General features: G+C 69.9%; 19 protein-coding genes. 16 read left to right on the plus strand and 3 right to left on the minus strand.

All coding sequences use genetic code 11. The features are described from left to right. Nucleotides 1–250: 250 nt before the first annotated feature. Both AOK08_RS19915 and AOK08_RS19920 read left to right on the plus strand, forming a co-directional pair. Nucleotides 251–460 (plus strand): helix-turn-helix domain-containing protein, encoded by a 210-nt coding sequence (locus tag AOK08_RS19915; RefSeq protein ID WP_055527721.1) that lies wholly within the window; start codon nucleotides 251–253, stop codon nucleotides 458–460. A 73-nt stretch (nucleotides 461–533) separates the two neighbouring features. After that, nucleotides 534–1,715 (plus strand): site-specific integrase, encoded by a 1,182-nt coding sequence (locus AOK08_RS19920; RefSeq protein ID WP_055527727.1) that lies wholly within the window; start codon nucleotides 534–536, stop codon nucleotides 1,713–1,715. A 275-nt stretch (nucleotides 1,716–1,990) separates the two neighbouring features. On the opposite strand, the gene AOK08_RS19925 is transcribed toward AOK08_RS19920, so the two are convergent. The 3 genes from AOK08_RS19925 to AOK08_RS19935 form a co-directional block, all read right to left on the minus strand. Further along, nucleotides 1,991–3,541: a LacI family DNA-binding transcriptional regulator gene (locus tag AOK08_RS19925; protein ID WP_055527728.1), complete on the minus strand. Its 1,551-nt coding sequence runs from the start codon at nucleotides 3,539–3,541 to the stop codon at nucleotides 1,991–1,993. A gap of 33 nt (nucleotides 3,542–3,574) precedes the next feature. Continuing rightward, nucleotides 3,575–3,775, minus strand: coding sequence for a hypothetical protein (locus AOK08_RS19930; protein ID WP_055527729.1), 201 nt, complete (start codon nucleotides 3,773–3,775; stop codon nucleotides 3,575–3,577). A 146-nt stretch (nucleotides 3,776–3,921) separates the two neighbouring features. Next, nucleotides 3,922–4,383, minus strand: coding sequence for a hypothetical protein (locus tag AOK08_RS19935; RefSeq protein ID WP_055527731.1), 462 nt, complete (start codon nucleotides 4,381–4,383; stop codon nucleotides 3,922–3,924). 517 nt (nucleotides 4,384–4,900) lie between these two features. Here AOK08_RS19935 and AOK08_RS45830 point away from each other — a divergent pair. The 14 genes from AOK08_RS45830 to AOK08_RS20000 all read left to right on the plus strand — a co-directional run. Beyond that, nucleotides 4,901–5,131, plus strand: coding sequence for a hypothetical protein (locus AOK08_RS45830; RefSeq protein WP_157876731.1), 231 nt, complete (start codon nucleotides 4,901–4,903; stop codon nucleotides 5,129–5,131). Beyond that, a complete protein-coding gene (locus tag AOK08_RS45835; protein WP_055527735.1) occupies nucleotides 5,128–5,424 on the plus strand; it encodes a helix-turn-helix domain-containing protein in 297 nt (98 codons plus the stop codon). The genes AOK08_RS45830 and AOK08_RS45835 overlap by 4 nt, the downstream gene beginning before the upstream one ends. Before the next feature lie 82 nt (nucleotides 5,425–5,506). Continuing rightward, nucleotides 5,507–6,703: a hypothetical protein gene (locus AOK08_RS19950; protein ID WP_157876732.1), complete on the plus strand. Its 1,197-nt coding sequence runs from the start codon at nucleotides 5,507–5,509 to the stop codon at nucleotides 6,701–6,703. Next, complete coding sequence (locus AOK08_RS19955) at nucleotides 6,700–7,377, plus strand: hypothetical protein (protein ID WP_157876733.1); 678 nt, start codon at nucleotides 6,700–6,702, stop codon at nucleotides 7,375–7,377. Before AOK08_RS19950 ends, AOK08_RS19955 begins: the two co-directional genes overlap by 4 nt. After that, on the plus strand, nucleotides 7,374–7,892 hold the full coding sequence (locus AOK08_RS19960; RefSeq protein WP_055527741.1) for a hypothetical protein: 519 nt from the start codon (nucleotides 7,374–7,376) through the stop codon (nucleotides 7,890–7,892). The genes AOK08_RS19955 and AOK08_RS19960 overlap by 4 nt, the downstream gene beginning before the upstream one ends. Then, nucleotides 7,889–8,284, plus strand: a complete 396-nt coding sequence (locus AOK08_RS19965; protein ID WP_055527743.1) for a response regulator transcription factor — start codon at nucleotides 7,889–7,891, stop codon at nucleotides 8,282–8,284. Before AOK08_RS19960 ends, AOK08_RS19965 begins: the two co-directional genes overlap by 4 nt. After that, a complete protein-coding gene (locus AOK08_RS19970; protein ID WP_055527745.1) occupies nucleotides 8,281–8,496 on the plus strand; it encodes a hypothetical protein in 216 nt (71 codons plus the stop codon). The genes AOK08_RS19965 and AOK08_RS19970 overlap by 4 nt, the downstream gene beginning before the upstream one ends. Before the next feature lie 78 nt (nucleotides 8,497–8,574). Further along, nucleotides 8,575–9,201, plus strand: a complete 627-nt coding sequence (locus tag AOK08_RS19975; RefSeq protein WP_055527748.1) for a hypothetical protein — start codon at nucleotides 8,575–8,577, stop codon at nucleotides 9,199–9,201. Further along, the gene (locus tag AOK08_RS19980; protein WP_055527751.1) at nucleotides 9,201–9,758 is read left to right on the plus strand and encodes a hypothetical protein; all 558 of its coding nucleotides are present in this window, start codon (nucleotides 9,201–9,203) and stop codon (nucleotides 9,756–9,758) included. Before AOK08_RS19975 ends, AOK08_RS19980 begins: the two co-directional genes overlap by 1 nt. A gap of 73 nt (nucleotides 9,759–9,831) precedes the next feature. After that, nucleotides 9,832–9,966 carry a hypothetical protein gene (locus tag AOK08_RS48465; protein ID WP_277816031.1) on the plus strand — a complete coding sequence of 45 codons (135 nt, stop codon included), beginning with the start codon at nucleotides 9,832–9,834 and terminating at the stop codon, nucleotides 9,964–9,966. After that, nucleotides 9,951–10,199 (plus strand): hypothetical protein, encoded by a 249-nt coding sequence (locus AOK08_RS19985; protein ID WP_055527754.1) that lies wholly within the window; start codon nucleotides 9,951–9,953, stop codon nucleotides 10,197–10,199. The genes AOK08_RS48465 and AOK08_RS19985 overlap by 16 nt, the downstream gene beginning before the upstream one ends. Then, nucleotides 10,199–10,588: a hypothetical protein gene (locus tag AOK08_RS19990; protein WP_055527756.1), complete on the plus strand. Its 390-nt coding sequence runs from the start codon at nucleotides 10,199–10,201 to the stop codon at nucleotides 10,586–10,588. Before AOK08_RS19985 ends, AOK08_RS19990 begins: the two co-directional genes overlap by 1 nt. Then, a complete protein-coding gene (locus AOK08_RS19995) occupies nucleotides 10,585–10,833 on the plus strand; it encodes a hypothetical protein (RefSeq protein ID WP_055527758.1) in 249 nt (82 codons plus the stop codon). The genes AOK08_RS19990 and AOK08_RS19995 overlap by 4 nt, the downstream gene beginning before the upstream one ends. A gap of 105 nt (nucleotides 10,834–10,938) precedes the next feature. Then, on the plus strand, nucleotides 10,939–12,078 hold a 1,140-nt coding region (locus AOK08_RS20000), incomplete at its 3' end, for a hypothetical protein (RefSeq protein WP_055527761.1).

The following is a 12,078-nucleotide window of genomic DNA, read 5'->3' on the forward strand; positions in this document are numbered from 1 at the left end:
GCTACCGGGCAGGTCAGAGCCCTAAATCCGGTAGCGGATCGGCACTCCGCATCCGCTACCGCGCCGCCCGTCCGCTACCCGCCCCGTGGCCACGTTTCCGGGGCCGGTAGCGGCTCCATCCGCTACCGCTACCCATATCCGCTACCCCGATCATGGCTCTGACCAGGGCGGTAGCGGAGGTAGCGGAAGTAGCGGACCTGACAGGAAGGGGGTCACCGCCCCCGACTCCCTGCCGAGGAGGCACCGCAGCATGAGCACCGCCGTTGCACCTGCTGACCAGATCCTCTACAAGCCCGAAGAGGCGGCCATCGTTCTCAGGATCGGCCGCTCGATGGTCTACGAGGAGATACGGCTCGGACGACTTCAGACCGTTCGCATCGGTCGACGTCGACTCGTGCCGCCCGAGTACATCGCGCAGTACGTCGAACTTCTCAAGCGTGAGGCACAAGCCACCGCCTGATTTCCCCACCACCCATCACACCAGGGCCGCGCCCCTCAAGGCGCGGCCCTGTCCTATGGAGGCACAACACAGCATGACCGAGACCCCGAAACGCGCCACCAGGGCGGGCCACGGTGCCGACACGATCTATTGGGACCCCAAAAAGAAGAGCTTCGTGGGGGCCGTTTCCCTGGGTCACGCCCCGAACGGCAAGCGCCGCCGACCGAAGGTGTACGGCAAGACGAAGACCGAAGTCCGCAACAAGATCCGGGACTTGAAAAAGGAGGTACAGACCGGCGTCAAGGCGCCGGCCAACTACACCGTGGCCGACGCGGTGAACGACTGGTTGGAGCGCGGACTCAAGGGGCGAGACGAGAAAGGCACCATCGGCAAGAACCGCTCGATGGCGAACAAGCACCTGATTCCGTTCATCGGGAAGGCCAAGCTGAAGGAACTCAGCGCGGACGACGTCGACGACTGGTTGGACGACAGGGCCGAGTTCCTCGCGACGCGAAGCCTGCGCGACCTGCTCGCCATCCTGCGTCGCTCCATCGTGCAAGCTCAGCGGCGGGACAAGGCAGCGCGGAACGTGGCGCTTCTCGTCACCGTGCCGGAAGGGCGCCCCGGGCGACCGAGTAAGGCGCTGAACTTGGAAGAGGCGAAAGCCGTGCTCATTGCCGCTCGCCCGTCACGGCTGTACGCATATCTCGTGCTCTCGCTGCTCAGCGGCGTTCGTACGGAAGAGGCGCGGCCTCTCACCTGGGATCACGTGTTCCTGGAGGCGAAGGGCGACGTTCCGCCGCACGTCGCGGTGTGGCGCTCGGTGCGCAAGCACGGGGAGACGAAGACCAGGAAGAGCCGGCGGACCATCGCGCTTCCGAAGCAGGTGGTCGACGTGCTCGAAGAGCACCTGAGGTTGCAGAAGAAGGAACGCACGTCGAAGGGGAAGGAGTGGGACCCGGCCGGCCGTGTCTTCACGACCCGGACCGGCGAGCCGCTCGATGCGGCCAACGTCCGGCGCGACTTCAAGGCCATCGTGAAGAAAGCGGGATTGAAGCCGGAGTGGACCCCGAGGGAGTTGCGGCATAGCTTCGTGTCCCTGCTCTCGGACCACGGCATCCCGTTGGAGAAGATCGCGCTGTTGGTCGGTCACAGCAGTCAGACGACCACGGAAGCGGTGTACCGCAAACAGCTCCGGCCGGTGATCACGCAGGGGGCTGAAGCCATGGACGAGATCTTCGCTGAAGATCAGGAAGAGGAGAGTGCGGAGGGCTAGGCCGAGGGCGACGCGGTGGCCTGACTCAATCCCTTTGGCCCCCTGTTTGGCCCCCCGGGCATGAAAGAGGGCACCTCCGAAATTTCGGAAGTGCCCTCTGACCTGCGTCGGGGTGGCGGGATTTGAACCCACGACCTCTTCGTCCCGAACGAAGATCGACGATCATCGTAGGATTCCTCCCTTCTTTAAGTCTGTGCAGGTCAGTTGGGGCTCCATGTGGCTGGCGGAGCGTCAGGTGCGGTGGATCTGGGGCAAATCTGGGGCAGAATTCGTGATCATGCTCCGACGACCCGAAGCTGACGGAGAGGCGTGACGCCCTCAGCGCGCTCCAAGAGGAGCCGGTCCAAGGCTCCCACAGGTGACCTCGGGTGCATCGCCAAACGGGCGTCGAGAGCTTCCTGCCACACCTCTGTCAAGCCCTGCATCAGCCGTTCTCGCATCGCGTCTGTCACGTGTGAGTACCGCGCCTGCACCGACCCGTCCTGATGCCCCATACGCTCGTCCATGAGCTTGGGCGGCGTCCCCAGCTCCTCCATCAGGGTCTTGGCGAGGTGCCTCAACCCGTGCGGCGTCAGTCCCTTGGCCACCGGGGCCCAGCACACCTCGGCCCGCCCGGCGGCTCCACGGCCGCGTGCAGGAACCCCGGGCCAGGGCTCGGCCAGCAGCGGCACCAGCCGCTTCGGCTGCGGTGCCTTCGGGGGATACCAGCCGGTGGCGGCCGGCTGGAACAACCATGTGGCGAATCCGCTGCGCCGATGGTGCGCCGCGTGGTCGCCGGTTGCCGCCCCGCGCTCGTAGCCCAGCTCGGTCATGGCCTCGATTACGCGGGCGCGTGTTTCTTCGGTCACCCGATCTGGTCGGTTGAGAACGTTGGATACGGTCCCCACGGAGATACCGGCTTGGGCGGCGACCTGCTTAAGCGTGACTCCGCTACTGGCTTTGCCGTTGGGGGAGCCGTACCCGGTGAAGAAATACGTCTTCCCGTGACACTCGCAGGCTTTCAGAGTGCGGCCCTTGCGGAATTCGACCAGGAGTCGGGAAAGCCACGGCGTGATATCCAGAGTCCGGTACGAATCTTCCTTCGGCGGGCATTCCTCCAATTCGCCAGAGTCCAGCTCGTACAACTGGTGCTCAACGCGAATTGTTTTCTCCCGGACGTATTTCGGCTCCAGCCCGACCAACTCACCCCACCGCATTGCCGTCTCGGCGTCGGTCATGATGAGGACGAACTCGTCGTCGCGGCCGGACAGGAGGCTCGCGCGCTCGGCCACCAGGAGCGCGCCGAGCGCGCTGGTGATCGCCTTCTCCGGAGTGCGCTGAGCCGACCTTCCAGCACGGCGCCCGCGGCCCCGCTTCCGGGCTGCGTGGTTGGCGAGCACGAGGCCTTCCTCAACAGCGTCGGCCAGCATCACGTGCAGGGTGCCGCGCCACGTCTTGATGCTGGAGGCCGCGTACTTGGCCTCCGCCTCGGCGCGCTCCCACTGCAGGATGGCCGCCTTGTCGAGCTCTTTGAGCGTCAGCTCCCCGAAGTGGGGGAGGAGATGCTCCTCGATGTGGTGCCGGTAGTTCTGCATCGTGGACGAGGCGAGCTCCTGTGCGGCGTACCACCGGTTCGCGTACTCGGCGAATGTCTCCAGACCCAGCTTCGGGTCACGGTGCCGACCGCTCCGTACGTCTGCCTCGGCATCGCGTGCGGCCTTCAACGCCTCCGACTTGGTGCGGTACAGGAGAGGGGCGCCGGCCTCGTCGCGCACCGTGCACTTCGCGCCTGTCGCATCGCGGTAGCGGGCGCGATGGCCACCCGCCAACTGCTCAGTCCACGCCATGAGGCCCCCCAGGGCTCTGGCGCGGCAGGACTACTACCGCGCTGGCTCTCGTGTCTTCAGCCGAGGCTCGGGGACGTCCTCGCCGAGGTCGACGATCTCGCCGTTCCAGAGCTGCCAGACATCCGCAATCTCCAGCCAGGCGGAGGTGCCGCAGTTCAGGGCGGCCACCTGCTCCTCGCTGTAGGTGCCCTCGTTGAGGATGAACACGGCTCCCCCGCGGTGAGCCTTCACCACAACTGGCGCGTCTCCTTCGGTCCGCCCGAGCCTGAATGTGATCACGCTGCCGCCCCCCTGAACCGATCGCGTATGGCATATCCCGCCGCCAAGTCCGGTCACGATACATACACGGAGCGTCTACACAACAGTGCGAATCAGTCACCTCAGTCAGCGCCAGTCCCACCCTCGTGCTCGGTTCGAGCGCTCTCGTCTGCCTCGATCATGGCTCGCCACCGGCGCACATTGGCCTGTGGCATGCCTGCGAGGTGCGCAACGATGACTTTGACGTCGTCGCCGTAACCGGCCAGTTCCGTCGCCTTGTAGTTGAGGAACTGCCGGGCTGCGGCTCGCGTAACCAGGTCGAGCGGTTTGTTTAGCCCGGCCGCGTACGCCAGTAGGTCGGTATCGCTGGGGGACGTTTTCACGGTGCCGGACGCCATCTTGTTGAACTGTGAACGACTGAGAACCTGTCCGGCCACGTGAGCCCGCTTCTCCATGGTCGCGTAGGAGACGCCGGCGTCATTGACCTCGCGAACCAGTTGGGACAGTTGGTCCCGGTCGAGGTCGCGCGCCAGGTGCTCGGGGACTTCCTTCCCTTCCGAGCTGGTGCGATCGTCTGCCTTCATCGGGCCTCTCTTTGCGACATGCGCTGTCTCATGCGCGGCGTGGGGGTGATCTGTGCTGTGGCTGGTCAGCGCGGGTAATCCATCTCCAGCCGTAGACGGTCTGTCTATGTCATCCCAGTAAATCGCCGGTTGGGGGGCGCCAGCAAGGCGCAAAGTGAGCCGATCCGTAGACGGATCATCTACGGCATGCTCTACTGTCTACAGCTGTAGATGGTTCGAGCGGCTGGAGAGACGCTGTGAGAGTGCGCTATCGCCTGCGAGACCCTGACACCTTCCGTCGCATCATGGCGACGCCGGGTCGGGGAGTGCCTTATACGGTGCGGGCTCTCGCCGACGTGACGGGTCTCGGGCCGGGCGTAGTGGGGCACCTCCTCACCGGCCGAATCCAGAGCTGTGAGGTGGGGGACGCGCATCGAGTCGCGGAGGCGCTCGGTGTCGGCGTCCTGGTCCTTTTCGCGCCCCCAGCGTCTCCAGATCCGCGCAATCTGCCCCAACCGGGAATCACGATGGAGGACGAATGCCGTCACGATCGAGTCCCCCACCTGGACTCATTTACGTCCACGACACCGAGGCCGGCCCCGGCATCGCAACTCGACTCGGCGTCCGTCCTGGCACGATCCGCACCTGGCGTACGGCTGGCCGAGGCCCGCGTACCTGGCGTCTGAATGGCCGGATCGTGTCCAGCGTCGAGGTCATCGACCAGTACCTCGCCACCCAGGCCGCTGCCACGGTCAGAGGTGTCATGTGAGCCTGCCCCGCCTCCTGTTCACCGCGCCCGAAGTCGCTGAGGCGCTGGGCGTCTCCGCCTACTGGCTGTGCGAGCAGGCTCGGAGCGGCCAGATCCCCGCCAGGAAGGTCGCGGGCGCGTGGCGATGGACCCGGGCGGAGGTCGACGCCCTGGTTGAGCAGGACATCGCTCCTGTTCATCGGCAGATCAAACCCACACCTCGGAGGGCTCGGCGCGCTTCGCAGCCGAGCGTCGAGACGACGTCAGTTGTGCAGTTGGTTGCCCGGCCCCCGCGCCGACGCCACCGCGACTGATCGACCAGAACGGGGCCGCGTCCGGCTGGACCCCGGAACACGACCCCTCGGAACACCTCACCCACTGACGAATGAGGAGACCGTGAACGCATCATCCCAGACCCCTTCGGGGGCCGTACCCCAGGAACCCCCGTACGGCCCGCGGCCGTTGCAGGGCCCGGCCACCCCCGCTGAGGCATTCGCCTCGTACGGCGCTGTCCTCCCGGTACCGCTCGGGACGGCCGCCGCGCAGCGGGCCGCGGCCACCGTGAACCCGGACGTTCCCCAGGAGCCGACCGCCCCCGAGTGCTACACGTGCGGGGAGCATGGCCCGTTGGTTCCCTGCCCGCGGGGTCACGTGTACCCGTCGGGCGCACAGGTTCTGTACTGCCGTGGCTGTGTGCCGGACTCCCCGATCGTCGTGGCCGCGACCGGCGTCATCGGCACGGTCGTGGACGGCGCGACCGCCCGCCGGGTCGCCCAGGCGGAGGAGACGGCTGGCCTGCTCTTCGACCCCCAGCGTGCCCAGGACATCGCGGACGCCGCGTACCGACTCGGCGTCGACGACGCCAAGGCGGAGCTCGCGCGGCTGGGAGCCGTCGACTCGGAGACCCTCGACTGGTTCCACGCCCGCCTCCTTGCCGTGGGCGCCCTGTGCGCGGGGCGCCCCCACGACCACCTGCTGACGGTCCGCGAGGTTCTCACCGCGATCGACGGCCACACGGCCACCGCCGCGCCGCTCGTCATCGCGTGGGACGGCTTGGTCATGGGCCCGTCCGGGGATACCCCGAACGAGAACACCCTCGTCCCGTGCACCACGGTCAGGGGCGGCCCGGCGGCCCTGGTCCTCGACGACGCCGAGCGCCTAGGGCTCGGCGGGCTGCTGCTCGCGACCCTCCACACTGCCGAGGCCTGTCCGACCCCCGAGTGCGGCATGGCGGAGGAGGACCTTGATCCGTCCGACCCGGCGGTATCCGGTTCGGTCCTCGTCCAGGTCGCCGGTGAGGGCGGACCGGCACGGTGGTGGTGTTCCGTGTGGTGCGCCACTTCGGCGATCACCGCGGCCGGGGCCGAGCTGGCCGCCGCGGACCAGGCGGCGGCCGTCGACCCGGACGCCCAGGCGCCGCTCACGGCGCTGCCCGTCGACACCGTGGTGCTGCACCGGTTCGAGCCCGAGAGGCTGGGCGAGAGCGACGCGAAGCGCCGGGTCGCCCGGTGCCGGCACTGTGCGGGGGCCCGTACGGACGCCATCCACATCTGGGCGGACGACGACCAGGCCGCCGTGGGCGGTGACCTGTGACGTCGGTTGCTGACACGTATCTGGGCTGGGAACAGCCCCAGCATTTGGTGGGCTGCAGGCGTCCGGCGTGGGAGGTCTCCCTCCGCCGCGAAGAGGACCGGTCCCGCCGCGACCTCGGCGGCCGGTTCGGGGAGCCCCTCCGCGAGCACAAGTGCCCGGACCCGGACTGCGGACACGGCAACAGCTTCGACCGGCAGGTCGTGCGGATCGTGTGCCGGTCGTGCGGGCAGGCGCAGGTGATCACCGGGGAGGCGACCGACGACACCGGTGTCTCGGAGACCAGCACGACCCGGCTCGGGTACGGACTGCCGCCCCGGCAGGTGGCCGGGCTGCTGCTGTGGCCGACGAAGCCGTGGATGAGTGCCTTCGGGCGCGCGGACAACAACGAGCCGTACGACTTCGTCGTCACCCGCACCGGCGTCGAGCAGGTCACCAAGGACAGCGTGGTCGGGCAGCTCACCCAGGGGAGCGGGCGGCGCGGCGGAGTCGTCTGGGCGGCGCTCGCCGTACCGGACGCCAAGGGCCAGTTCGGGTACGGAGGGCCGGTCCGGTACGCGCAGTGCAGCGACGGCCGTGGCCGTGGCGGATCTCCGCTGCGGACGGTCCGATCCGGCACGCGCTGGATCGCCGACCGGCTCGCCGAGACCGACGGCACGGCAGGCGGTGGCGTGTGAGCGGCATCGAGGGGACGTGCGCGGCCGGTACTGCTGGGAAGGACACCCCGACCGGCGGCCAGCCGTCCGGGGCGACGTCCACCCACGCCGTCGTGACCGCGGTCATGCCGCACCTGGCGTACGGCGACGCGATCCACGCCGAGCTCGGCGCGTGGGAGCTGCGCCCGGAACGGATGGACGCCGGGGTGAGCACGGCCATGTCGGACGGGCAGCAGGAGTTGTTCCTGCGGATCATCTGGCCGGTCGGACACGACGACCTCGGCGAGGACGTGCGCGCGGACGGGCTGACACTCGCCTGGTCGCACATGACCGGCTGGACCGCCCACACCGCTGATGGAGAACTCCTCCTGGACGTCGACGAGTTCGCCGCGCCGTCCGTGGTCGCCGAGGCTGCGCTGCACTTGGCCGAGGACGGCCTCCACTGCGGCTGGACGCCCGGCGAGGACGCCGCCTTGTGGGAACACGCCGCCGTCGCCGACATCGCGCTCGTCCTGTTCGACGAGGGGGGCCGATGACCACGCCGACATCCGGGCGGACGCCCGGTCTGATCCTGCGGGCCCAGGACGTCATCAACGGACAGCCGCGACGGTCGCCGACCGCCGATCCGGGCCTGCAGGCGGCCGTCGCGCTGTACCGGGCGGACATGCTGCGCTGGCCGGCCACACCTAAGTGGCCGAGCTGGCTGACGCAGTCGCGGCTGCAGGTGCTTATCGGCCTCGCGCGAGGCGAGTCCACCGAGGACATCGGCCAGCGGCTGGGCGTCTCCTCCCACACGATCAAGTCGAGGCGCACGGCCATCTACCGGCACATGGGGGTGACCTCGGGGGCGCAGGCCACCGGGCTGGCCATGGCCCGTGGCTGGGTGCGCGCCGAGCACATCCTCGGCGACGGCGGTGACGCCCGATGACGCTCCTGGTCCTCGCACTGATCGTCCTCGGCATCGTGCTGGCCGTCTGGTTCGCGCTGGGCGTGCTGTGCGACCACCTGACCGCCCGCGGGGCCGTGCCCGAGCGGCTGGCCGTGCACGTCCTGCCCGGATGGCTGCCCTCCTACGTCCGCGAGGACTTGGCGAACGCCCGCCAAGACCGTGCCCATCGCGCGGACCAGCCCCGGGCCTGAGGCCCGATCTGAACTCCGGGCGGGACGTGCCCTGACAACCGTCCCGCCCGGACCCCGACACGACAAGGAACGGACGCCATGCGTCGCAAAGTAGAGCTGCAGATCATCACCGAGACCATCGAGAAGCTCATCCCTGGGGCGATCCCGGCATGCATGAGCGTCGAGGTCAAGGAGAAGCTGTCTGTCACCGGGAGCGTCTCGAACGTCTGGACTGGCAGCCCCGCCGGACTAGCCGAGCGCATCGCTACCGCCTTGTACGGCCGCCTCGACACCACCACACCGGTCAGTCCGCTCGCCCAGGCCGAGGACGCCAAGCGTGCCCGGGACCTCGAAGGGGAGATCGGCGCGCTCATGGCCGCCGAGCGCGAGCTGACCTCGGCGCCCTGGTACCCGGTACGACCGGGCGACCTGGTCCACGCTCACTACGCCCGGGAACGGGCCGGGCATACGCCGACGCCGGCGTACGGCGAGACGTACATCATCAGCGCCGCCGCAGAGCCCGGCGGCCCGGCGGGCGGTCTGCTCGGTATGCAGTTGCTCGCCCACACCCTCCCGGACACCGTCGACGGGGTCGAGGGCCTGACGGGCTGCTTTGCCGTCGAGGCCGCCGACGACCCGATCTACGAGCTCTGGTTCGAGGTCGGGTCACATCTGCTGACGATCGTCCGGGACGGCCAGGTCGTGCACGGCGGGGGTGCGAAGTAGTGAGCGCCGTCGACAAGCACGCCGAGGCGCACCGGCTGAGGGCCGAGCAGGGGTACGGCGCGCGTCGGATCGCGGGGCGGCTGGGCATCAGCCGGTACGCGGCCGAGCGGCTCCTCGACAAGCCGCTGCCCGAGCCGGTGGCCGATGAGGTGGCCGAAGTGGCCGACCAAGAACGGCCGGTCGCCCAACCGGTGGCCGAGGTGGCTGACGAAGAACGGCCGGTGGCTGAGCCGGTGACCGAAGTGGTCGCGGTTCCGTCTGCCGCCGTACGGCGGGTGGCCGGGGTGGCTGGTCTGGTGTTCCGGCCGGTGGCCGGTGCGCCGTTGGCCCCGGCGGTGCCCTGGCTGCAGGTCGAGCTCGGCGGTCGGCCGTGGCTGCTGCGGGAGTTGCGGCGGCTGGCGTGGCTGGGTCTGCGGCTGCCGACGGTGGTCGACCTTGCCGTCCGCAGTTTCGCTGTCGCCTATCACCAGGCCATCACCACCGGCCGCCTGCAGCCCGGCCAGCGGTACGAGGTCCAGACCCACATCCGGCCCCTCCAGCACCAGGCCGCCGCCTGAACCGGGCCGCCCGCCCGACCCCTTTGCGGGGCGGGCGGCCCACCTGACCAAGCCCTACGACGTGGAGGACGGCATGGCGAAACGCGCACTGGCCGAGGTGGCCGCGATGGTGGCCGCAGCGCTGCTGCTGGTGGCCGGTTGCGGCCAGCCGCTCTCGCACCCCGTCCCGCACCCGAGTCCCAACGCGCCGCCGTGCGCGCCCAGGTAGAGGGCGGGGCCGGCCTTTGGCCGCCCGCGCTGCTGCCCGGGCTGTGGGTCGACCTCGGGGACTGGCACACGAAGCGGGCCGTGTGGCTGAGACTGCCGGCCGCCCGCTTCACCTGCCGCCACGGCTGCCCGCCCGAGGTCGCCGTGGGCGCCCACGACGTCGCCGCCTTCACCGCGTCCATCACCACCGATCACGCCCGGGCCTGCCCCGGGCCACCACAGGAGACCCTCTGATGGCTGACACGTTCACCAGACCGACCCCGGCCGATCTCGCCCCCTCCGCAGAACCGGTCCCGTACGACCGCGCCCGCTGGGAGGGCGCTGTCCTGGCCGGCAACCTCCCGTACATGGCGCGGCTGGTGGCCCTGGTCCTGGCCCACCTCGCCGGGCCGCTCGGGGAGCTGCCCGCCGGCGGCACACACAACGCCGAACGGCTGGCCGACCTGTGCCGCCTGCCGCGCAAGCAGACGCGGATCTCGCTCAACGTGCTTGAGAACACGGGGCATTTCAGGCGCCCCTCGATCCACACGTGGGAGAACCGCGACGTCCTGCGGCCGATCACGCTCACGCTGCCCTCGGCCGCCGTCCGGCAGGAGCCTCCCCATCCCGGCGGCGCGGCATGACGGGCCGTACGGACCGCCAGTTAGCGCTGCTTCCGGATGATCCGCCCCGCTGGGGCGGCCCGGACGCGGTGACCGCGGACCCGATCGTGACGTCCGGGCGCATCGAGTACACGGTGCGCTGCGACGGCCCGGGCGGCTGCGGCCACCACCACCGTCACACCGGCCCCGGCGTCCGCCGGGGGCCGTGCGGCGCCCAGTACACCGTGCCCGGCGGCCAGGCCGCCGAGGCCATCGACACCTCTTAGGACACCGTGACCCGCTCGTCCGCGCCCGCCTCCGAGCCCCGCCGCACTCGCGGCGGGGCCGGTGGGGCTGCGCCCGGGGACGAGCCGTCCTGGTACCGGCAGAAGGTGAAGGTACCCAAGCGGGTCTGGGGCGAGGGCCGGTACAGCCCGGGCGCGGTGGCCTGGCACGCGCAGATCACCGCCCTGCAGAAGCGTCCCGAGCGCTGCCGTGCCTCTGTCGACCGGCTGGCCGGGTACATGGGCGACGGCAAGCGCACCGGCGAGCGCTACCTGGCCGAGCTGTCCGCGCCCGGGCCGGACGGTGTGCCGGAACTGACCACGATCCGGCACACCGACCCGTCCGGGGACGGCGAGACCGCCGAGCGCTGCACGCGCCACGTGCGCGCCGACGAGCACTTCGCCCTGGTTCCCGTCCTCGCCGCCAAGGCTCTGCGGCACCCCCTGTTCGTCCTGTACTGCGCGCTCACCTACGCCGTCGACACGAAGACGCCCGTGACCGCGGCTGAGCTGGCCGCGCTCCTGGGCGTCACGGAGATGACCGCCCGCAGCATGACGCGCGAGCTCGACCGCCTCGGCTGGATCACCGTCCACCACCGCGCCGGCGCGCACGGCCGCCACGAGTACGACGTCCACGACCACCCCCTCCGTCCCGTCCCCAGCCCCCCGGAAGACCCGTCGTCAAATGGCGGATCGGGAGCGAGCGCAGACGGCGGATCCCTCGCGACTAAGGAAGACCCTGTACTGACTGACGATGAGAACAACACGCCCCCGGTGGGGGTGTCCGCCGTAGGCGAGCTGACCGTAAGTGTGCGCGGGCCCGGAGACGTGCTGCCGGAGACGTTCCGCTCCGCTCCCGAGCCCCGCCCGTACGGCGGGCCCGCGCTGCGCATCTCGCCGAGGGTCCGGGAGGTCCTGGCCCCGGTCGCCGATCTCCTGCCCGCCGTCAACACGTTCGTGATCCGCAAGGCATCCCGCGAGATCGGCCGTCAGCTCGACGCCGGGATCCCCTCGGACGATCTCCACGACCAGATCCTCAACCGCCGTGCCCGCACCGGCGCCGCGAACCTCCGCGACCCGGGCCGCTGGCTCCTCGGAGTCGCCCTCGCACCGTCGCCCTGCGGCCTCACCGACTGCGTCGACGGATTCATGATCCACACCGACGCGCCGTGCAAGACCTGCGCCGAACAACCCCACCGCCACCGCCGCCCAGGCGTCGCCGCCCCGGAAGCTCCCCCGGCACCAGAA

The sequence above is a fragment of the Streptomyces graminilatus genome, assembly GCF_001418565.1.
GTDB lineage: Bacteria > Actinomycetota > Actinomycetes > Streptomycetales > Streptomycetaceae > Streptomyces > Streptomyces graminilatus.

What these genes read in the sequence shown, in the direction of transcription:
- AOK08_RS19915 (WP_055527721.1), top strand. Translation starts at nt 251, where the DNA reads ATGAGCACCGCCGTTGCACCTGCTGACCAGATCCTCTACAAGCCCGAA.
- AOK08_RS19920 (WP_055527727.1), top strand. Translation starts at nt 534, where the DNA reads ATGACCGAGACCCCGAAACGCGCCACCAGGGCGGGCCACGGTGCCGAC.
- AOK08_RS19925 (WP_055527728.1), bottom strand. Translation starts at nt 3,541, where the DNA reads ATGGCGTGGACTGAGCAGTTGGCGGGTGGCCATCGCGCCCGCTACCGC.
- AOK08_RS19935 (WP_055527731.1), bottom strand. Translation starts at nt 4,383, where the DNA reads ATGAAGGCAGACGATCGCACCAGCTCGGAAGGGAAGGAAGTCCCCGAG.
- AOK08_RS45830 (WP_157876731.1), top strand. Translation starts at nt 4,901, where the DNA reads ATGCCGTCACGATCGAGTCCCCCACCTGGACTCATTTACGTCCACGAC.
- AOK08_RS19965 (WP_055527743.1), top strand. Translation starts at nt 7,889, where the DNA reads ATGACCACGCCGACATCCGGGCGGACGCCCGGTCTGATCCTGCGGGCC.
- AOK08_RS19970 (WP_055527745.1), top strand. Translation starts at nt 8,281, where the DNA reads ATGACGCTCCTGGTCCTCGCACTGATCGTCCTCGGCATCGTGCTGGCC.
- AOK08_RS19975 (WP_055527748.1), top strand. Translation starts at nt 8,575, where the DNA reads ATGCGTCGCAAAGTAGAGCTGCAGATCATCACCGAGACCATCGAGAAG.
- AOK08_RS48465 (WP_277816031.1), top strand. Translation starts at nt 9,832, where the DNA reads ATGGCGAAACGCGCACTGGCCGAGGTGGCCGCGATGGTGGCCGCAGCG.
- AOK08_RS19990 (WP_055527756.1), top strand. Translation starts at nt 10,199, where the DNA reads ATGGCTGACACGTTCACCAGACCGACCCCGGCCGATCTCGCCCCCTCC.
- AOK08_RS19995 (WP_055527758.1), top strand. Translation starts at nt 10,585, where the DNA reads ATGACGGGCCGTACGGACCGCCAGTTAGCGCTGCTTCCGGATGATCCG.